Annotated in this window: 21 protein-coding genes and 1 riboswitch; of the genes, 4 read left to right on the top strand and 17 right to left on the bottom strand. The window is 42.6% G+C overall.

The features are described from left to right. Positions 1–311: 311 nt before the first annotated feature. A complete protein-coding gene (locus MKY34_RS08650) occupies positions 312–2,366 on the bottom strand; it encodes a helix-turn-helix transcriptional regulator (protein WP_342514779.1) in 2,055 nt (684 codons plus the stop codon). 291 nt (positions 2,367–2,657) lie between these two features. Further along, positions 2,658–3,842, bottom strand: a complete 1,185-nt coding sequence (locus MKY34_RS08645) for a dicarboxylate/amino acid:cation symporter (RefSeq protein WP_342514778.1) — start codon at positions 3,840–3,842, stop codon at positions 2,658–2,660. A 177-nt stretch (positions 3,843–4,019) separates the two neighbouring features. Here MKY34_RS08645 and MKY34_RS08640 point away from each other — a divergent pair, with 177 nt between their 5' ends. Beyond that, a complete protein-coding gene (locus tag MKY34_RS08640) occupies positions 4,020–4,586 on the top strand; it encodes a hypothetical protein (protein ID WP_342514777.1) in 567 nt (188 codons plus the stop codon). On the opposite strand, the gene MKY34_RS08635 is transcribed toward MKY34_RS08640, so the two are convergent. The 10 genes from MKY34_RS08635 to MKY34_RS08590 form a co-directional block, all read right to left on the bottom strand. Then, positions 4,579–5,442 carry a MetQ/NlpA family ABC transporter substrate-binding protein gene (locus tag MKY34_RS08635; protein ID WP_342514776.1) on the bottom strand — a complete coding sequence of 288 codons (864 nt, stop codon included), beginning with the start codon at positions 5,440–5,442 and terminating at the stop codon, positions 4,579–4,581. The genes MKY34_RS08640 and MKY34_RS08635 overlap by 8 nt on opposite strands. A 68-nt stretch (positions 5,443–5,510) precedes the next feature. Further along, complete coding sequence (locus tag MKY34_RS08630; RefSeq protein ID WP_342514775.1) at positions 5,511–6,179, bottom strand: methionine ABC transporter permease; 669 nt, start codon at positions 6,177–6,179, stop codon at positions 5,511–5,513. After that, complete coding sequence (locus MKY34_RS08625; RefSeq protein ID WP_342514774.1) at positions 6,172–7,197, bottom strand: methionine ABC transporter ATP-binding protein; 1,026 nt, start codon at positions 7,195–7,197, stop codon at positions 6,172–6,174. The genes MKY34_RS08630 and MKY34_RS08625 overlap by 8 nt, the downstream gene beginning before the upstream one ends. Positions 7,198–7,361: 164 nt before the next feature. Then, positions 7,362–7,467, bottom strand: a riboswitch (SAM riboswitch). Positions 7,468–7,522: 55 nt separating this feature from the next. Continuing rightward, positions 7,523–7,822 carry a thioredoxin family protein gene (locus MKY34_RS08620; RefSeq protein ID WP_342514773.1) on the bottom strand — a complete coding sequence of 100 codons (300 nt, stop codon included), beginning with the start codon at positions 7,820–7,822 and terminating at the stop codon, positions 7,523–7,525. Between the two features lie 14 nt (positions 7,823–7,836). Then, positions 7,837–8,178, bottom strand: coding sequence for a toprim domain-containing protein (locus MKY34_RS08615; RefSeq protein WP_342514772.1), 342 nt, complete (start codon positions 8,176–8,178; stop codon positions 7,837–7,839). 71 nt (positions 8,179–8,249) lie between these two features. Further along, entirely contained in the window at positions 8,250–8,633 is a 384-nt protein-coding gene (gene gcvH / locus MKY34_RS08610; protein ID WP_342514771.1) for a glycine cleavage system protein GcvH, read from the bottom strand. 75 nt (positions 8,634–8,708) lie between these two features. Beyond that, complete coding sequence (locus MKY34_RS08605; protein WP_342514770.1) at positions 8,709–9,068, bottom strand: arsenate reductase family protein; 360 nt, start codon at positions 9,066–9,068, stop codon at positions 8,709–8,711. A gap of 115 nt (positions 9,069–9,183) precedes the next feature. Continuing rightward, positions 9,184–10,971, bottom strand: a complete 1,788-nt coding sequence (locus tag MKY34_RS08600) for an acyl-CoA dehydrogenase family protein (RefSeq protein ID WP_342514769.1) — start codon at positions 10,969–10,971, stop codon at positions 9,184–9,186. Between the two features lie 111 nt (positions 10,972–11,082). After that, positions 11,083–12,258, bottom strand: a complete 1,176-nt coding sequence (locus tag MKY34_RS08595) for an acetyl-CoA C-acetyltransferase (protein ID WP_342514768.1) — start codon at positions 12,256–12,258, stop codon at positions 11,083–11,085. Between the two features lie 101 nt (positions 12,259–12,359). Beyond that, complete coding sequence (locus MKY34_RS08590; protein WP_342514767.1) at positions 12,360–14,744, bottom strand: 3-hydroxyacyl-CoA dehydrogenase/enoyl-CoA hydratase family protein; 2,385 nt, start codon at positions 14,742–14,744, stop codon at positions 12,360–12,362. 223 nt (positions 14,745–14,967) lie between these two features. Between MKY34_RS08590 and MKY34_RS08585 the strand changes: the two genes are divergently transcribed. The 3 genes from MKY34_RS08585 (at position 14,968) to MKY34_RS08575 (ending at position 16,418) form a co-directional block, all read left to right on the top strand. Continuing rightward, the gene (locus MKY34_RS08585; RefSeq protein ID WP_342514766.1) at positions 14,968–15,288 is read left to right on the top strand and encodes a thioredoxin family protein; all 321 of its coding nucleotides are present in this window, start codon (positions 14,968–14,970) and stop codon (positions 15,286–15,288) included. 106 nt (positions 15,289–15,394) lie between these two features. Next, the gene (locus MKY34_RS08580) at positions 15,395–15,859 is read left to right on the top strand and encodes an STAS domain-containing protein (RefSeq protein ID WP_342514765.1); all 465 of its coding nucleotides are present in this window, start codon (positions 15,395–15,397) and stop codon (positions 15,857–15,859) included. Between the two features lie 25 nt (positions 15,860–15,884). Beyond that, positions 15,885–16,418, top strand: a complete 534-nt coding sequence (locus MKY34_RS08575; RefSeq protein WP_342515221.1) for a hypothetical protein — start codon at positions 15,885–15,887, stop codon at positions 16,416–16,418. Positions 16,419–16,434: 16 nt separating this feature from the next. Here the strand turns inward: MKY34_RS08575 and MKY34_RS08570 are convergent, their stop codons facing one another. From MKY34_RS08570 to MKY34_RS08550, 5 genes are all read right to left on the bottom strand, one after another. After that, a complete protein-coding gene (locus MKY34_RS08570; protein WP_342515220.1) occupies positions 16,435–17,325 on the bottom strand; it encodes a 5'-3' exonuclease H3TH domain-containing protein in 891 nt (296 codons plus the stop codon). Positions 17,326–17,327: 2 nt separating this feature from the next. Continuing rightward, entirely contained in the window at positions 17,328–17,888 is a 561-nt protein-coding gene (locus MKY34_RS08565) for an NADPH-dependent FMN reductase (RefSeq protein WP_342514764.1), read from the bottom strand. Positions 17,889–18,111: 223 nt separating this feature from the next. After that, positions 18,112–18,363, bottom strand: a complete 252-nt coding sequence (locus MKY34_RS08560) for a hypothetical protein (protein ID WP_342514763.1) — start codon at positions 18,361–18,363, stop codon at positions 18,112–18,114. 434 nt (positions 18,364–18,797) lie between these two features. Then, a complete protein-coding gene (locus MKY34_RS08555) occupies positions 18,798–19,622 on the bottom strand; it encodes an ABC transporter ATP-binding protein (RefSeq protein ID WP_342514762.1) in 825 nt (274 codons plus the stop codon). Between the two features lie 158 nt (positions 19,623–19,780). Further along, positions 19,781–20,740: an iron-siderophore ABC transporter substrate-binding protein gene (locus MKY34_RS08550; protein ID WP_342514761.1), complete on the bottom strand. Its 960-nt coding sequence runs from the start codon at positions 20,738–20,740 to the stop codon at positions 19,781–19,783. Positions 20,741–20,839: the final 99 nt, after the last annotated feature.

The following is a 20,839-nucleotide window of genomic DNA, read 5'->3' as shown; positions in this document are numbered from 1 at the left end:
TCTTCCCCAAAAGCATTTTCACTTTATCTACTTGAGATTTTGAAGCGCGACGGATGAATAACCGCCATACGATTATCAAAAAAAATGTGTAGGGATGAGACAAAGTCGCATCCCTACACATAGAAATACTTCGATAACGGTATAGCAGTAATTCAATCCAAAGCGATTTGAATTCAACTGTATACAGAGTGGGTACCTAGTGTATAATTTAGTTATTTCTTGGCTAATTAACAGAACTGTAAATTGAACTTATGATTTTCACACTCTTCAGCTGATTGGATTCTTTAGTTCAACATAATCTAGCTACTCACTTATCGCTGTAACCAGTTCATCATCCGTACTTGTATTTTGGGTGAAGGGACTTTAATTTTCCTTTCAATATTACTTAAATAGGACGCCGATATTTCGAGTTCTTCTGCCAGCTCGCTGAGCGACAAATTCATGTTTTTTCGTCGATCTCGTAGTTGTTCAGTAATCTCCTCTGGATTGAGTTTTCCGACTGATGGCTCGGCTTTAGCATTTGCCTCATTTTGAACTTTACGATTTTTGCCGATTGACAGATACTGCTCCGCTATAACTTCGGGCGGTTCAATAAGCACCATCGTATTTTCCCATATGCGTGCCCATCCTTTGCTACTCGCTATCGATTCATCCCATTTTTCATACTGCCAAGAAGCGATGACGCCATCTCTTAGCAATGTATCAAATGCTTGTTCCAATCGATCCCTAGTCCGTGATGGCGTACGCTCATTTAGTTGCTCACCCGTCGCTTCCAGCAGCGTGCTAATTTTATGGGGTTGCGAATAATCGCCTCTCCTCGCTTGTGTTCGCCATCTCCAACTAAAATAACGAGTGAGTTTCTTTTCCCATGCTTCTCGATAAGGATTATAGTGCAAAGCTTGAATCGGCAAGAGTGCCACTTGCCTCCCTGAACCATACAAGTATTTCGCAAACACCTCGTCAACAGTAAACAGCAATTTTCTCTCTAACAGCTGCTCATCAATGCATATCTCCCGATTTTTGTGATCCTTAAAGATAAAGGCACGCCCTTGAAGCTGAAGTTGCACAGGCCTCCCCTTCTCATAAATCATCGCCTTATCTAAATCAATCCATAAATCCTGTATAATTGATAGCGCTTTCAAAATTTGTTCACGTTGATTCGTTTCATAGCCTCCTCTTCGACCACTTCCACCAAGTTTCGGCTTTAACCCGCGAATCGCTAATAAATCATCTACGTAAATCTCAACCGTATCTTTATGATACCGGGCTGTTGACAAGAAAAAACTACACAGCCCGTCATAGACATCTACGACTACTTCTGACAATGCTTTGGCTTGTGCCCATGCCTCTTGAATGAGCACATCATTCGTTGCCTTCTGCTTCGTCACGCCATTTGGTTTCATTTGGACAATCCCTTCGATACTGCCTTTGTGAATCCGAGCTGTCGGCCATGGAATCGCTTCTTCTCTTTGAAAACTTTTTTTAGATAACACTTCTCTTACTGACTGATAAGGCGCGTTGCTCATCACAAGCACGTTCCCCTGATCGATTAACGTAAATGTAATGTCTTTCTTCGTAACTGCTGACGCTTCGTCTGGAATACCTAGCAGTTCTCTGATTTTTTCTGGAGAGAAAAAAGTTGTATTCATCGATGAAATAAGACGATTAATCCAATCTTGCGTATAGACATTCACAATTTTCGTAAATCTCGAAAGAAATTCTGGATTGCGAGAAGAGTTTTCTGTCAGATATGTGAAAAACAAATCATTTAGTTCGTTCTCGGACAATTTTTCCATCTGCTCATAACCAACCACTTCTTCCATATCTTCTAAAATCCACTCTGTTAAATGCGTTTCAAACCAATGACAAAACTCTTCCCAAACTGCATGATTCATTAAAAATGTATTTGTCTTCAAAAATGCATCAAATTTTTGTATTAATTGCTCGATAAAATGCGGGTCTTTTAAGTCAGGATGATCGGTAGTAGCTGTTTTCACATTCGTTTCATATTCTTTTATCAAATACGCAACCAAATTCGTTGCAATCCTCAGGATTAGTTCATTCCTCGCCTCTAAGCGTAGCTTGGAAAATAATGCCTCACTTTGTTGGTAAGTCGTATCCCAAATAATAAACGTGCTAGAATTACCCGGTTCACTAAACACCGAAATCGTCGTTGGCACTTCATGTGCATGTTTTCCCCAAATTTTATTTTTGTACATGTGGTCGTCGAGTTTCCCAGCTTGGTCATAGATACAAAGTACATAAAAGCGATTGATTTTTTGTGACCAGCGTGTCTTGACGCAATCCTTTTCCTTTGTAGGATTCGCTTTATCTACACCAACAATCATGCTAACATCGTTTTCCAATGTAAAGACCTCCCAAAACAGAATTTTCAGTCTCACAAATTTAAACGCATCCCCTAATAAAGAATGACTACCGTACATATCCAATCATTATACAGGAGGGTCTCTCCCAATAGCAATTACTATTTTAACATCAAAATAATTGATGTGAAGTGCTATTACCCTAATGGTATTCTAGATTCTTTCCCATATAAGAACTAAAAAAACCGACACGTAATGTGCCGGCTTTTCTACTATATTTATGCTTTAACTTTATAGTGTCTAGACTTCAGCGCCTAGGCGCTTGCGCTTTTCTTAGACTTCTTTTTTCGTGAATCGATCCACCATGATAGCAAGTGCACCGTCACCTGTAACGTTTGTTGCTGTTCCGAAGCTATCTTGCGCCATGTATAAAGCAATCATCAGCGCGACCATTGCTTCGTCGAAACCAAGCATTGTGCCTAGTAATCCAACCGCTGCCATTACCGCTCCACCTGGAACGCCTGGCGCCGCAATCATCGTTACACCAAGCATGAAGATGAACGGTAAGTAGGCACCAAATTCAATTGGCATACCATTCATCAGCATGACACCGATTGAACAGGATACAAGTGTAATCGTACTGCCCGATAAGTGAATCGTTGCGAACAATGGAACTGTAAAATCTGTTACTTTCTCCGAAGCACCTGTTTGACGTGCCTGTCTTAGTGTAATTGGAATTGTTGCAGCAGATGATTGTGTCCCAAGTGCTGTGAAGTACGCAGGTGACATTGTTTTCATCAAACTGAACGGGTTTTTCTTCGACAGTGTACCTGCAACTGTGTATTGCAGCGTCAACATCACAAGATGCAGGATGATGATCATAACGAATACCATTGCGAAGACAGATAGCACTTTCGCAACCTCGCCGCTATATGTCATGTTCAGGAAGATCCCGAAAATGTGGAATGGTAGTAATGGAATAATGACGAACGAAATCACTTTTTCAATGAGCACATTGAACTCATCGAAAACCGCAACCATAGATTTACTACCGATGGAAGCCATTCCAATTCCTAAGACGAAAGCTAAAAGTAGTGCCGACATGACACCCATAATTGGTGTCATTTCAAGTTCGAAGAATGCACCAACAGCTGCTCTTCCTGTTTTTTCAATATTGCCATCCCCAACACTGCTGATCAATCCAGGCAATACTGTCGATGCGACGAAGAATGCGAGAATCCCCGCTGCGATTGTTGAGATATAAGCAAAAGCTGTCGCAAGACCAAGTAATTTACCCGATCCCTTTCCAAGCTTCGCAATCCCTGGTGCGATAAAACCAATAATGATCAGTGGAACGATAAAGTTTAAGAAGCCACCGAAAATCATATTGAACGTGGCTGCTAGGCCAACAAACCATTCTGCAAATCCTTCACTAATTTTCGGAATAAGTACTCCCAGTCCGACTGCTAGTCCAATCGCAATGACAATACGCCAGATCAGACCTATTTTGAGCTTCATGTATATGTCCTCCTCAAATGAACATTTGTTTTTATAAGTTAATAATACAATACCACAACATTTTAGCGATGTGAACCCCTTTTTCCACTCTGCGCGCACATTTGTAATAGACGTAATTCATTAAATATTATGTTATTAAAATATAAAATCGTTCCTTCGCTAGGAGGGACTATGTCCATGGAGGGAAAACGATATGATATGCGCGGTTTGATGGAAACTTTGCGTGCTTCGACAGCTACTTTGCGCGCTTCGACGGCTATTTTGCGCGCTTCGCCAACGACATTGCGCGCTTCGACGGCTACTTTGCGCGGTTCGCCAACGACATTGCGTGCTTCGACAGCTACTTTGCGCGGTTCGCCAACGACATTGCGCGCTCCGACGGCTACTTTGCGCGGTTCGCCAACGACATTGCGCGCTTCGACGGCTACTTTGCGCGGTTCGCCAACGACATTGCGCGCTTCGACGGCTACTTTGCGCGGTTCGCCAACGACATTGCGCGCTTCGACGGCTACTTTGCGCGGTTCGCCAACGACATTGCGCGCTTCGACGGCTACTTTGCGCGGTTCGCCAACGACATTGCGCGCTTCGACGGCTACTTTGCGCGGTTCGCCAACGACATTGCGCGCTCCGACGGCGGCTTTGCGCGGTTCAACAAAGTCATTGCGCGCCTACAAATTCCTCTCCACAAAAAAAGAAGCCCATCGACCATTAATGATCGATGAGGCTTCCACTCCATTTATTTAACTGGCACGATTTCGCCATTCCATTCTTCAAGGATATAATCTTGGATTTCTTGTGATTTCAATACTTCAACCAACGCTTTAATTTCAGCGTTATTTTCATCGCCTTCACGTACAGCGATGATATTCAAGTACGGTGATTCCGCCGAATCTTCCATTTCGATTGCATCTTCAAGTGGGTTTAAACCTGCATCGATTGCGAAGTTCGTGTTAATGAGAACTATATCACCTTCACCTTGATTGAAAAACTGTGGCAAAATTGCCGGATCATTTTTCGCATCAAATTGTAGATTTTTTGGATTCTCAACAATATCTTTTACTTCAGCTTTCGTTTTATCAATGCCCTCAGCTAGCTTGATAAGCCCTTTCGCTTCAAGCAACCCAAGTACGCGCCCATGATCAGCTACTGAATTACTAATCAAGACCAGTGCACCCTCTGGAAGCTCTTCAAGTGATTTATATTCTTTTGAATAGATACCAATTGGCTCTATATGGATTTCGCCTGCATTGACAAATTTGTAGCCATGATCTGCCATTTGTGTTTCAAGATAAGGAATGTGTTGGAAATAGTTCGCATCGATTTCTCCAGACTCAAGGTCTTGGTTCGGCAATATATAATCCTGGTATTTTTCAATTTTAAGTTCTACGCCTTTTTCTTTCAACAATGGTTTTACTTTTTCAAGAATGATTGCATGTGGTGTATTTGAAGCACCAATCTTCAATTCCGTTACTTCACTGCCTGTATCTCCCTTGCCATCGCCGCTTGTCTGACTGTCTTTTTTACCTTCATCTTTTGTACCGCATGCAGCTAGTGCAAGTACAAGTACCGCTAATAAAATACCCGTTAATAACTTCTTCATTTTATTGACTCCCCTTTTCTTCTATAATTATTTAAAATCAGGCAGTGCCTGTTGTGCCCATTATCTATTTATCGCTTATCCGATCTCTTCACCACAAAATCTCCGATGATTTGAATGGCAAAAACAATAATTAGTATAAGGATCGTAGCTACTAACGTGACATCTTCTCGGCTACGTTGGAAGCCCTCCATATAAGCAAGTGTCCCAAGACCACCCGCACCGATAATCCCCGCCATAGCGGTATAACCAACAAGTGCAATAGCTGTCACTGTAATTCCAGAAATAAGCGCTGGCATCGACTCTGGCAGAAGAACTTTGAATATAATTGTTCTTGTCTTTGCCCCCATCGACTTAGCAGCTTCAATAACACCTTTATCAATTTCTTGTAAGGCTATTAATACCATTCTTCCGTAAAACGGTGCCGCTCCAATAATCAAGGCTGGCAACGCTGCTTCTGGTCCACGAATTGTGCCAATTAAGAATTTTGTAAACGGAATCAGTAGAATAATTAATATGATAAATGGAATGGACCTAAATACATTTACAATGGCGCCTGTAATGGTATACGTTAGCCGATTCGCCCATAATTGATCTGGACTTGAAAGGAACAATAGTATACCTAAGGCTAGCCCAATAACAAAGGTGAATAAAGTCGCAATCGCCGTCATATAAAGTGTTTCCACTGTCGCTTCCCACATTATCATCCAATCAACATTCGGAAAGAGGTTCTCAATCATTGCCAATCACCTCCGTCTGAACGTCTTGTGTATGCAAATAGCGAATCGCTTCTTGGATTTCACTGTCATCCCCTACAAGTTGTAGGATCAGCGTGCCGTATGCGCCACCGCGTGTATGCGAGATATTGCCCTGTACAATGTTGACATCGAGCGAATACTTTCGAATGAGACTCGCAAGCACAGGTTGTTCTGTCCGTTCACCAACAAAAACAAGTTTGATGAGTGTGCCAGCAGAGATTTCTTCCTTAATATGTGTCACGGCTTGCTTCACTTCCGAAGATTCCGTCACTTGCGACACAAAGCGCTTCGTAATCGGCGCCTGCGGTGATTGGAATACTTGCAACACATCTCCCATTTCAACAACCTTCCCCGCCTCCATGACGGCCACTCGATGACAAATTTTCCGAATGACATGCATCTCATGCGTGATGAGCACAATCGTTAATCCAAGCCGTTCGTTAATGCCTGTCAGCAAATCCAAAATCGATTCTGTCGTTTCAGGGTCAAGTGCAGATGTCGCTTCATCACAAAGCAATACTTCTGGGTCATTCGCCAGTGCACGCGCAATGCCAACACGTTGCTTCTGCCCCCCCGATAATTCAGACGGGTACGCATTTTCACGACCTTTTAAACCGACAAGTTCGATAAGTTCTACCGCTTTACGCTCACGCTCCGCTTTTTTAACGCCCGCGATTTCAAGTGGGAATGTAATATTGTCTTTCACCGTACGTGACCAAAGCAAGTTAAAATGTTGGAAAATCATACTTACTTTTTGGCGCGCTTCCCGCAATTCTTTCCCTTTGATCGCCGATATTTCTCGCTTACCAATGGTTACTTTCCCGGACGTTGGCGTTTCGAGACCATTCAGCAGGCGAATCAATGTACTTTTTCCTGCTCCACTATAGCCAATAATTCCAAAAATTTCACCTTCGGCAATTTCAAGAGTAACGCCTTCTACCGCGGATATGCTAGAAGGACCCGTTCCAAACCTTTTGTTGATATCCGTTAACTGAATCATTTTGCTCACCTCTTAAAAATTAGCTACTTCTTAGCAAGCAGGCCAATCCTGCTCTTCTCAATGTCCAGCTCCAACGGCCAGACGCTTGAGCTTTCTCAATATAAAAAACCTTCCTGCAGACGGGCAGAAAGGTTTAACGTTTAAATTTAGGACGTTGTTCCATTCTCTCATCTTTCAAAGCATACGCTTTGTGTGACTTGGCACCATTTCACTTACGTGACGGTTGCCGGGCTTCATAGGGCACTATCCCTCCACCTCTCTTAATAAGAGTAACTTATTTAATTATAATGTTAAAATGTATTGTATCATGAGGCTATTCAAACTGTCAATCGATTCTCTCAAGTAGATAAGGCACAGATTGGAACGCATAAATTTTCTCCTGTATACGACCATCCTTTTGAATTAACAGACAAGGTACACTTTCAATTTCATAACGCACTGCAAGCTCCTGCACATAGTTGAGATCCGCTTTGCCGATCGGCATGTCAGGTCGCATGACCGAAATCACATCCATCATTTTTGAGGCGACAGCGCATGTTCCACACATAGGTGTATATAAATAATACACTGCAGCAGCCGATTGCTGTAACGTGCTTTCCCATTGTTCACGTGTCCATGTTTCCATTGCGACTACTTCCTTTATCGTAAAAATTCGGGGCGAATGTTGAAATTCACTTGTTGTAAAATCGTGGCGAGCACTTTGTAAGGGGTTGTTTCCACTTGATGGTATACCTTTTCTGTATACAAATGGGTTGCGGTAGGGTACTCTCTTTTGACTAAAGCACGGATTTTTTCGCCTGATTCATCGGCATCGACAAAAACTACTAATTCACGTTCCTCATAGGGTGTAAGTAGTTCTTCAAGTCGATAAGGACTGATTGTTCCATTCGTACAAATGATGTCGACAGGCTCTGCCAATATTCGCATAAGCCGCGTCTTGTCTGCACGTCCCTCGACAATAATCACTCTTTCATCCGACAACGGATTTCCTCCCTTGCTTTATATAAGTGGAGATACAAAAGCGCCGGCAAGCTACCGGCGCTTATATCAGATTATTCTCCGATTGTCATTTTGTCATACGCTTCAGCAGTCATAAGTGCATCTAGTTCAGATGCATTTGAAGGTTCAACAACAATCATCCATGCATTTTCGTATGGAGATTCGTTAACGAATTCAGGGTTATCTTCTAACTCTGCGTTCACTTCAAGAACTTTACCGCTGATTGGTGCATAAAGTTCTGATACAGTTTTAACAGATTCAACGCTTCCGAAAGGCTCGTCTGCTTTGATTTCGTCACCAACTGCTGGTAGTTCAACGAAAACAATATCGCCAAGTTCAGATTGTGCGAAGTGTGTAATTCCAATACGGTAGTTACCGCTTTCATCTTTCACCCATTCGTGTTCTTCAGAATAACGCAAGTCTTTTGGTGTGCTCATTCCATACCCCTCCAAATCAATAGTTTCATTCCATTCAATTTTGGCATATTTCCCGACGAAAGACAAGGTCTGTTGTCAGTTTGTCCAGATGTTGTCGAAATCCTCTTCCTTAAAGCCAACAGTCACTTTACCTTCTCCGTAAACAATCGGTCTTTTAATCAACATGCCGTCCGATGCTAGCAAGCTCACTTTCTCGTCATCCGTCATCGTAGGCAGCTTGTCTTTCAAATTCAATTCTCTATATTTCATCCCACTGACATTGAAAAACTTCTTCAACTCCAAGCCTGATGTAGCAATGATTTGTTCAAGCTCTTCCTTTGAAGGTGGAGCCTCTGCTATATTGACTTCTTGAAACGCCAAGCCGTTCGTTTCAAGCCATTTTTTCGCTTTTCGACATGTCCCGCATTTCGGGTAGCCATAATAAGTAAGTTCCATTTTTCCAACACCTCCAATACCTTCAGTATAGCAAATAAAACACAAAATAGTGTCAGTTGCTGTCACAATTTGCAGTTTGCAAATCAAGTCAACAACTGACACTAGGGAAACTATATTAGACGATGTACTTTTCGGCGTCGATGAGTTTCACGGAAGCTTCACGTTTTTTCAAGATGATGTTATAAGGATTTGAGCGTGTCAATTTGCGTAGTGCTGACAACATCATGCGCTGATTGTCGCCGTCCACAGCTGCAAGAAGTGTTTCTTTGGCATCCTTCTCAATCGCTTCAAACGCTTCTTGACAGAAAATTTCTGTGTAAAGAATCTTCTGTTGCTCTTTGTCTTCTCCGTTGCGCGCAATCGCTTTTTCCGTACGCAACAATGCAGATTCCATCGCAAAGATATTATTCGCAATGTCAGCAATGTTGACGAGCACTTCCTGTTCGGCTTCCAGTTTTGTGCCGAAACGTTGTGCTGCGAGGCCTGCTGCGAGAAGTCCAATTTTCTTCGCATTTTTCACAAGTACTTTCTCTTGTGCCAATGCTTCGTCACCGATGTCCTCTGGCATCATCATAAGTAGTTCTTCTTGCAATGCTTGGGCTTGCTGTAAAAGTGGTAATTCACCCTTCATCGCTTTTTTCAGGAATGTACCCGGTACAATTAGGCGGTTAATTTCATTTGTTCCTTCAAAAATACGGTTGATGCGGGAGTCACGGTATAGACGCTCCACTTCGTACTCTTGCATAAAGCCATAACCACCGTGAAGCTGAACCGCTTCGTCAACGATGTAATCCAATACTTCTGAACCAACGACTTTATTGATGGAACATTCGATTGCGTACTCCGCAATTGCCGCTGCAATCGCTTTGCCGTCTTTTTGTTCTTCAGGGCTCAATTGGCTTTGACGCTCCTCGAAGTAGCCCACTGTACGGTAAATTAAGCTCTCCGTTGCATATAATTTCGACGCCATTGTCGCTAGCTTTTGTTTCGTTAAATTAAAGGATGAAATTGGTGTTTTGAACTGCTGACGTTGATTGGCATACGAGATCGCTAATTCAAGTGCACGCTTCGAACCACCGATTGTACCTACCCCTAGTTTGTAGCGACCAATGTTCAAAATGTTAAAGGCAATCACATGCCCACGGCCAATTTCACCTAGTAGATTTTCTACTGGCACTTGTGCATCTTCCAAAATCAGCGTTCGTGTGGAAGATGATTTAATACCCATCTTTTTTTCTTCTGCACCTACAGAAACACCTGGGAATTCTTTTTCGACGATAAATGCCGTGAATTTTTCGCCATCGATTTTCGCGTAGACAACGAAGACATCTGCAAAGCCTGCATTTGTAATCCATTGTTTTTCACCGTTTAAGACGTAATGCGTCCCCGCCTCATTAAGCTTCGCAGTTGTTTTTGCACCGAGTGCATCTGAACCTGAACCCGGCTCTGTCAGTGCGTATGCAGAAATTTTGTCGCCCGTTACGGAGTTCGGCAAATACTTTTTCTTTTGCTCATGATTCCCGAAAAGAACGATTGGCAACGTTCCAATTCCAACGTGTGCACCGTGTGTAATGGAGAAGCCGCCTGCAACAGACATTTTCTCTGCAATCAATGCTGATGAAATTTTATCGAGACCTAAACCATCATATTCTTCTGGAACGTCAGCCCCTAACAACCCGAGATTTCCAGCTGATTTCAACAGTCGTACGGAATGCTCAAACTCATGATTTTCAAGATTGTCAACGACTGGTGTTACTTCGTTCTTCACGTAATCCTCTGTCGTTTTCGCAATCATTTTTTGCTCGTCAGAAAAGTCCTCAGGCGTAAATACCCGTGACGCCGCCATTTCTTCAACTAGGAAAGCTCCACCTTTAATAAGATCCGCTGTTTTCAATTCAGTCATTGTAATTTCCTCCTTTGGATTGTTAAAGTAAACTCTATAAGTTGGAATAAAGAATGCCGTTGAATCCACTACCTTCGCTATATTCATTTATTCAACTTATCTATACTTCAATTAAAGTAACTCGAACACACCCGCTGCGCCCATTCCGCCGCCGATACACATCGTCACGACGCCGAATTGCTTGCCTTGACGTTTGAGTTCACTCATCATACGAATCGTTAAAATCGTACCTGTCGCGCCAAGTGGGTGTCCGAGTGCGATGGCACCACCATTGAAGTTCACTTTGTCCATATCGAGCCCTAAGTGACGAATAACTTGTAAGGATTGTGAAGCAAATGCTTCATTTAACTCCCACACATCAATATCCTCAATCGATAGTCCTGCAATTTTAAGTGCCTTTGGAATGGCTTCAATCGGGCCAATACCCATCACTTCAGGGGGTACACCGCCTACTGCGAATGCACGGAATTTGGCAATCGGCTTCAAGCCTTGTGCTTCTGCCACTTCACGATCCATGACGAGTACAGAGCCAGCCCCGTCTGATGTCTGGGACGCGTTTCCTGCTGTAACCGACCCCGTCACTGAAAACGCCGGACGCAATTTAGCTAATCCTTCGACGCTTGTTCCGTGACGAACCCCTTCATCCATTTCAAACGTAAATTTCTTTTCAGCGTATTTACCATTCGCATCTACAAAGCCTTTGACAACGTCCACAGGAACAATTTCCTCTTTAAAGTTCCCAGCCGCAATTGCCGCCGCTGCTTTCTCGTGTGATCGTACCGCAAACGCATCTTGGTCTTCACGGCTAACGCCATACTTTACGGCAACTTGCTCCGCAGTATGCCCCATGCCCATATAATACTGTGGCGCTGTTTCTGCTAAGTAAGCGTTCGGTCGAATCGTATTGCCCATCATCGGCACCATACTCATTGACTCGACCCCACCAGCAATAATCGCTTGCGAGTGACCAATCATAATGCGCTCTGCTGCATACGCAATGGACTGAAGGCCCGAAGAACAAAAGCGATTGACTGTAATGGCAGGCGTTGTATCTGGAAGACCTGCAAGCGCCCCTATATTCCGCGCCACGTTCATCCCCTGTTCCGCCTCAGGCATCGCACAACCGATAATTACATCATCAATTGGCCCATCATAGCCGCCTGCACGTTTCAATGTTTCTTTAATCGTCAACGCCCCTAAATCATCTGGTCGTACTGTTACAAGGGAACCTCTGCCCGCTTTCCCGACCGGCGTCCGTGCACCGGCTACAATCACTGCTTCACGCATTGAATTTTCCTCCTCTATATCGACCGTTCAAAAAGTCCTAAAAAGCGTTCTCCCGCTCTTCTCCGTCTGCTTTTCAAACGCTTATTTTGGCTATTTATTGATCAGTTGCGCAATGGTTTCCCTTTTACAAGCATATGCTGCATCCGTTGTTGTGATTTCGGTTCCGCCACTAGGCTCAGGAACGCTTCACGTTCAAGGTCAAGCAAATATTGTTCATCGACGAGTGTGCCGTATGGTACTTTGCCGCCTGCTAACACAAACGCTAGCTTCTTCGCGATTTTCAAATCATGTTCACTAATAAAGCCTGAAAGGAACATGCCCTCTGCCCCAAGCAGCATCGTCGCATAGCCTGAGTCACCTGTAACAGGCAGTTTTTCACGCTTCGGTGCTTTATAGCCTGTCTCGTATAAAGCAAGTGCCGCTTGCTTTGCATCGTAAATTAAGTGATCTGCGTTAGCACTAATACCATCTGCAAAGTCGAGGAAGTTGTTATCACGCGCTTCTTCGCCAGAAGTAGACACCTTCGCCATTGCAATCGATTCAAATACTTTATTCGCCACGAATTGGTAGTCTACTTGAACACCTTTCGGCAACCCTTTAAGATGTTTCGCATAGAGATTGACGTTACCGCCACCACCTGGAATTAACCCAACGCCTGCTTCCACAAGCCCAATATACGTTTCCATCGATGCTTGAATATGCGCTGCTGGCAAGCAAACTTCTGCCCCACCACCGAGCGTCATCCCAAATGGTGCCGCTACAACAGGCTTCGTAGAATACTTGATTTTCATCATCGCATTTTGGAACGACCGAATCACATACTCCAGTTCAAAAATATTATCATCTTGTGCTTCCATTAAAATCATGCCGAGGTTAGCACCGACACAGAAATTCTTACCTTGGTTGCCAATGACAAGCCCTTTGTAATTTCTCTCAACTTCATCCACCGCGAAATTGATCATTTGTATAATATCGAGTCCTATCGCATTCGACTGTGAATGGAATTCAAGCAGTGCAACACCATCTCCTAGGTCAATTAAACTAGCACCAGAATTCTTTTTAATGACGCCATGCTTCTTCTTATAGCGTTTCAAATCAATAGCTTTATCATTGACCGGAACAAGCGAGTAGTCTTCTCCATCGAAGAAATACAGATCTCCGTCTTGTTCTCTATAGAAGGTTTCATAGCCTTTGTCGAGTAGACTTTGAACGAAGGCAGGCACAGTTACTCCCTCTTCCTTCATCTTATCCATAGATTTTGCAACGCCAATTGCGTCCCAAATTTCAAACGGTCCTTGCTGCCAACCAAAACCCCATTTCATGGCATTGTCGATGGCCACAATGTCATCGGCAATTTTACCGTTCAATTCTGCGGAATATAAAAGCGTAGGTGCGAGTATACTCCAAAGAATTTCACCTGTTCGATCATCCGCATAGACAAGTGTTTTCACTTTGTTAGCTAGTCCTTTTTGTTGCTTCGCCATTTCCATTGAAGGCGTTTTCAATTTCTTGACGGGACCATATTCAAACGTTTCTGGGTCAAGTTCAAGAATGTCTTTCCCTTTTTTCACATAGAAGCCTTGCTTCGCTTTTGCACCAATCCAACCATTATCGACCATCTTTTTCATAAATGGCGGCAGTGCAAATACTTGCTGCTCTTCGCCTTCGGTTTTGTCATAGACGTTTTTCGCAACATGCATAAACGTATCCAAACCGACAACGTCCAATGTACGGAATGTTGCGGATGTCGGACGGCCAATCAATGTGCCCGTTACCGAATCAATTTCTCCAATCGAATAGCCGCGTTTCTCCATCTCGCGTAACGTAATCAGCAGGCCATACGTACCGATTCGATTCGCGATAAAGTTCGGTGTATCTTTCGCGATGACAACGCCTTTCCCCAGTTGGTCTTCACCAAAGTGCGTCATGAAGTCGACTACTTCGGGTGCAGTCGTACTCGCTGGAATCACTTCCAATAGTTTCAAATAGCGTGGTGGATTGAAAAAATGTGTGCCGAGGAAATGTTTTTGGAAATCTTCCGAACGCCCCTCTGCCATTGCTTCTATACTAATGCCCGATGTGTTGGAGCTAATGATTGTGCCGGGTTTACGAACCACGTCAATTTTTTCATATAGCCCTTTTTTCACTTCAAGGTTTTCAACGATGACTTCAATAACCCAGTCAACGTCCTGTAGTTTATCTAAATCGTCCTCGAAGTTCCCCGCTTCTATCAAGGATAGATTCCCTTTCGTTGCCAATGGTGCTGGTTTTTGTTTCAGCAGTTTCTGTAAAGCGCCTGCTGCAATTTTATTACGCACTTGGTGATGCGCTAATGTAAGTCCTTTCGCCTCTTCCTCTTCCGTCAACTTGTTCGGGACGATATCCAAGAGTAGGACCGGAATTCCGATATTTGCGAGATGGGCTGCAATGCCTGATCCCATGACACCTGCTCCTAAAACAGCCGCTTTTTTAATTTGATAAGCCACGTGTGAAGCCTCCCTTTTCCATTTGAATGAATGCTCATTCATTTTATAAGCAAAAAAAATAGAAACGATTTCTATAACTCTTAGTGTAAAACATAATCATAGTTTTCGCAATATTTAAATCTAAAAATTATTTTAAAATAATCAATCCTCGTATTCAAGCATTTTGCTACCCGACTTTATTAAAAACATTGTACACTGACCATATGAAGGAGGGACAAAAATTATGAAACCAATTACAACAGCTGAACAATTCAACGAAATCATTGCAAGCGATTCCAAAGCACTTATTAAATTCCAAGCAGGATGGTGCCCTGACTGTACACGTATGGACATGTTCATCGACCCGATTATCGAGAAATATGATATGTATACATGGTATGACATCAATCGCGACGTGCTACCAGAAATCGCTGAAAAATACGATGTTATGGGTATTCCAAGCTTGCTCATTTTCCAAAACGGTGAGAAGAAAGCGCATTTGCATAGCGCAAACGCAAAATCACCTGAGCAAGTAACAGAGTTCCTAGATAGCGTAGAACAATAAGTGCATGCCTAAGCGGATAGACCTCGGTCTATCCGTTTCTTCATTTTATAGAGCAACTTTTTTCCAACTGTTATATAATTGAGAAAACAGTAACGAGGTGGTCAAGATGGATTACGAAAAAGAATTAAACCGACTACACAAGAAAATTGCCTACTATGAGCTCGTCATTCATGAACTCTCAGCCCCCATCATTCCCTCCCTTATCGACGACACAGTTCTTATACCTATTTCTGGTCCTGTAAGTCTCGGGCGTCTTACATCCATTCGCACACGCGTTCTCGACTATTTCGCCGACCATCGGGATATGAATTGTGCTGCTTTTGATTTTACAGGTGTTGCTAGTAAGGACCTCACACAACTCGATTTCAACGACTTTACAACTGAAATCAGTCAACTGAATACAGCCCTGAAATTGATGGGGATTCGCCCGATTTTCGTCGGCTTTAATCCACAGCTCGTTCGGGAAATTGTCCAAGCAAACATTCATGTTGAAATTGAAACCTATGTCAACTTTAAAACTGCATTAACCGCTCTGTTTAATGCCAATGGCCAATCACTTTATTCAAATTAATACAGGATATACTAAGCAATTGGCGGTGAATACAATGAAAAAACAATTGAATATCAACGGAAAGTCACAATATGCTGAAGACATCTACGAAAAATTTCGTCCTTCGGCATGTGGTCCTGTGACTGCCCGTGTCATTCTAGATCAATTTGCACCAGAAGTTTGCCCTTATGATGCAAACAAATTGTATACAATGCTCGGCAGTACTAGAATCGGGCTCAGCAAAAGGCGGCTCATTGGAAATTTGCGCAACCTCTTAGGCGCTGGCTGGACGGTTGCAGATTGCACAGTAGAAGAAGTCAAACGACAAATCGATCGAGGATATGCCGTTGCCGCAAAGTTCGACAAGTGGTTTACTTTTCGCTGGCGTGGTCACTATGCCTTTGATTACCACTGGGTACCTGTTATTGGCTATGAAGAAACAGATAATGACGTGATGCTTATCATTCATGATAACGGCGGGCGAAACCGTCCAAGCCAAGTGCGACAGGTTTCCTATAAACGGAATAAGCCTGTGCTGTCTTTTGTGAAAATTGAACCAAAAAATCTCTCTACAGATTAACCGTAGAGAGATTTTTTTATGACCTAAATAGGGAGTCTGCCTGTCTGACAATCATCGAATAGCCTTCACGTTCAATGCTTTCTCTTTTCTCTTCATCATAAATAGGTAACGCCAACGCATCAATTGCATCACTCATATCTAGCTCACAGTGGATTTCCGCTAGCTTTCTTGATAGGTGCAGCATCTCTAAATCCGTTTCAATTTTCTTGCGCATCGCGGGTGTTAGTTCGTCCAATGCCTCGATGACGCCTTCTACTGAACCGTACTCTTTGATGAGTTTCAATGCAGTTTTCGGCCCGATACCTTTGACACCTGGATAACCATCGCTCGTATCACCCGTAAATGCTTTTTTGTCGATAAACTGCTTCGGTGAAATGCCATACTCCTCTACAAACCGTTCATATGTATAAATATCATAAACGTTATAGCCTTTTTTCATAAACGCAATACGGACACCTGGTCTAAGCAATTGCAGTAAGTCTTTATCACCTGTAACGATTGTAATATCCGCTTTACCATCCCACGTCGCCACCATCGATCCGATGACATCATCCGCTTCCATCCCACGAATGCCATAGTTTTTCCATCCGATTAATTCGGAAACACTTCTCGCCATATCAAATTGTGGCATAAGCTCTGGTGCAGGTTCTGGACGATTCGCCTTGTAACCGTCGAAAAGCTCATTGCGAAATGTATGTGCACTCATATCCCAACAAACCGCCAAATGAGATGGCTTGAAAATCGATGTCGCCGTCAACGTATGACGCGCGAATCCTTGCACCCCATTCGTCGGTGTTCCTGCTGCATTTGGAAAATAATGTCCCATTGCAGATGTTGCAAAAAACGAACGGAATAACAAAGCCATCCCGTCGATTAATAAAATATGTGGTTTCTCTTGCGCTTGCATTGTCAACTGTCCCTCCAAACGGCTGAATCATCGATCCACTTCACAAATCGCTTCAGCCTTCCCTCTATAAATTTTGCAGTTTTGTCATCGAGTAATTTCCCATTCTCATCGAATTTCGTTTGCGCCACGGCAACAAGTATTTCATTGCTTGGCAAAGGCAGTGCCTGAACGCCCGGCGCATTTAAAATTTGTCGCAAATGACTTTGTGAGCGGGCCGTCCCGACTTGTCCCGTCGAACAGCCCAGAATAAGAACAGGTTTCTTTTTCATAGCCCTGCCTTCCCTTGAAAACCAATCGATGGCATTTTTCAAAGTGCCCGGCACGGAATGATTATACTCTGGTGTTGCGATGATGATGCCGTCACTATCCCGCAATTGCTGCCTCGCAATGATGACACAGTCGGGCGGTGTCTGTTCGAGATCTTCATTGAACAAGGGGAATGCCGAGATGTCTACAAACTCCATGTTCAGCTCATGCTCGTATGTTTCTTGGATATAATGGAGCAATGCTGTATTATAAGATGCTTGTCGTAAACTTCCAGAAATAAGTGCTACTTTTTTCACCGTATACGCCCCCTAAAATCATCGTTAACCCTATCATAGCACACTCCAAAGCCATTACGCCTCGCTGTAATGGCGATGTAGATTTAACTGATGACGATTTTCCTGGCTATGCGCGGTTTACTGGCTGCTTTGCGCGGTTCGCCAAAAAGGCCGATAACCTAGGCGTTCAAATCCAACAAAAAAGTTCCACAGCTTTTACAGCGCCATGGAACTTTTTGTTCTCTCATTTATAATCCTTAACAATCACCGAATCGATTGGAATGTCCTTTCCATTCATTTTAAATAGAACGGTGTCATAATCACCTTCACCTGTAATTTTATAAAGTAGCTTATGCTTTACATCCTTGTTTTCATAATCTAAGGTAGATGTTTCATTAAATGATATTGTCAATACCTGATCCTTCGCATCTGTCGAGAAGTCGCTTAAAATAATCGCCTCTTCACCTTGGATAACAGTGCCCCTATTCAAAAACACCTATTGCACTTTCTCACCAAAAAATAAGTAATTGCCATTTTCAAGGTCTTCAATCATGTCTTGCATATCGCGACTCACATTGTCGATTGCTACTTCTGAAACTTTGAACTCTTAACTAACCCCCATGATTAGTAGCACTAGAACGACTGGGAATACAGCCCTCCTCATCTCCATCCCCCTACATAATATCGTACCATAATCTATGGTTCAATCTATCCTTATTCTCCTCTATCACATCATTAAGGAAAGCCCCAATAGACAACAGCAATAGTAAATCGCTAGTATAATAGCTTACACAAAATAGCCCCCCTCTTCCCTGGAAATGAAGAAGAGGGACGGACCCAAAAGGTGATTATTAGCGGCAAAAAAGAAAATGGCAACAATGAACAACTAATGGTTTGTCGATTTTGATTTCCATCCTCTCGAGCAATTCTTTACGCGCCTGTATGGCTTTGAAGCCCTGGTAAAATACAACGACCACGACCAAATGGAACGCAGTAAGGTGTACCAAAAATAGGATCTGTAGACACCTGGCATTCCATTCCAAATACCGTTCGAACCAAATCACATGTAATAATATCCTCAGGTTTCCCCTGCGCATACACACTTCCATCTTTAATCGCCACAATATTATGCGCATAGCGGGAAGCCAGATTTAAATCATGTAAGACCATAATAATCGTTCGATTCTGCTGTTCATTCAACTCGAACAATAAATCTAGAATTTCAATTTGATACGTCATATCTAAATAGGTTGTCGGCTCATCCAATAAAATAACTTCTGTATCCTGCGCAAGCGTCATCGCAATCCATGCACGTTGCCTTTGACCACCTGACAATCGATCAATGGGCTGATCTCGAAGGTCTCCAATTCTAGTAGCAGTCATCGCTTCCTCAGTTTTCTTTGTATCCTCTGCACTCCATCTTGCAAGCCACGATTGATGTGGGTATCGCCCTTGTTTCACAAGGTCTTGAACTGTCAATCCCTCTGGCGAAACAGGTCCCTGTGGAAGTATCCCCATCTTCTTTGCAAGATTACGTGACGACAAAGAATGAATATCTTTGCCTTCAAGTAAAATAGATCCATCCGATGGTTTTAACAGCCGAGCAATTGAACGGAGTAATGTTGACTTCCCGCAACCATTACTGCCTACAAATACAGTGATTTCTCCACGTGGAATTGATAAATCCAGGTTTTCAAAAAGAAGATGATCTTGATACCCGATTGTTAGATTTTTAGTTTTTATTGAAGTATGCATAAAAAAGCCTCCAAATCTATATAAAAGTACTAAATGAGTTTTAATTTAAATTGCCTACAAGCATATCATATCTACTTGTAATTGATAATAATAATTATCCTATTATTTGTAATAAAAAACTCGATGATGCAAAAGATACCTGCTTCATCGAGCTACTATTATTTTTTCAAGAAATAGGCTTCAATATCATCTAGCATGAGGTTCGCTGCCAAAACACCACCAGCAGTATTCCAGATAACATCATCCACTTGGGAAACATTCCCTTCTTTTGAAACGTTCAAGTTTTTAAATAATGGATCTTCAATCCAGTCATTTGCTAATTTTGTCGCTTCGTTATCTCCTGTTTCATATGTGAAATAAAACAGTACATCACCATCCATTGCTGGAATTCGCTCTTTTGTCAAACCGCGTTCAGCAAAATCATCCACGTCTTGCCCGTCCGCACGTGCAAATCCAAGTTGGTCTAAAATGACACCCGAGAATGAATCTTTATGATAAATACGTACATCTCCGGCCATAAAGCGAACCATTGAGATCTTTTTCTTTGTTTGATCACCTAATTCTGCTTTTAGCGTTTCAACACGATCTTTATACGCTTTCAGGACTTCATTACCTTTTTCTTCTTGATTCACTGCCTTCGCATATAGTGCAAAGTTTTCCTGCCAATCACCACGAAGCGTTTCTGTAAAAACGGTTGGGGCAATTTTCCCTAGTTGCTCATAAATTGCTTCATGACGCATTTTATTCCCAATGATTAAATCCGGTTTTAAAGAGGCAATCTTTTCTAAACTTGGTTCCGATTCTAAACCGACAGATTCTGTACCTGTCATATCCATATGATCGTACCACTCATTATTTGCAGGTGATTGAATCGCCCCCACAGGTTGAATACCGATTGCTAGAAGAGCCTCAGCACCTTCATTCGTTAAAATCACAATACGTTTTGGTGTTCCTGGGATTTCCGTTTCTCCCATTGCATGTTGAACAGTATATGCTGTTTCATCATTATTCGGAGTTGCATTACTCGCGCTATCGCTTGAACCTTCATCTTTACTAGCCCCACAAGCAGATAATACAAGTAGAGATATAATTAAAACAAAACCTACTAGTTTTTTCATCTTTTTTCCTCCAACTAATTGAGAATGAGAATCATTTACACCTAGTATGTTATATGCTACTATGTGTAATGTCAACTATCTATTGAAATAATTATTTTA

This window comes from Sporosarcina sp. FSL K6-1522 (genome assembly GCF_038622445.1).
Lineage (GTDB): Bacteria > Bacillota > Bacilli > Bacillales_A > Planococcaceae > Sporosarcina.
The sequence above is the reverse complement of the archived record's forward strand: the minus strand, read 5'-3'. Positions and strand labels throughout refer to the sequence as shown.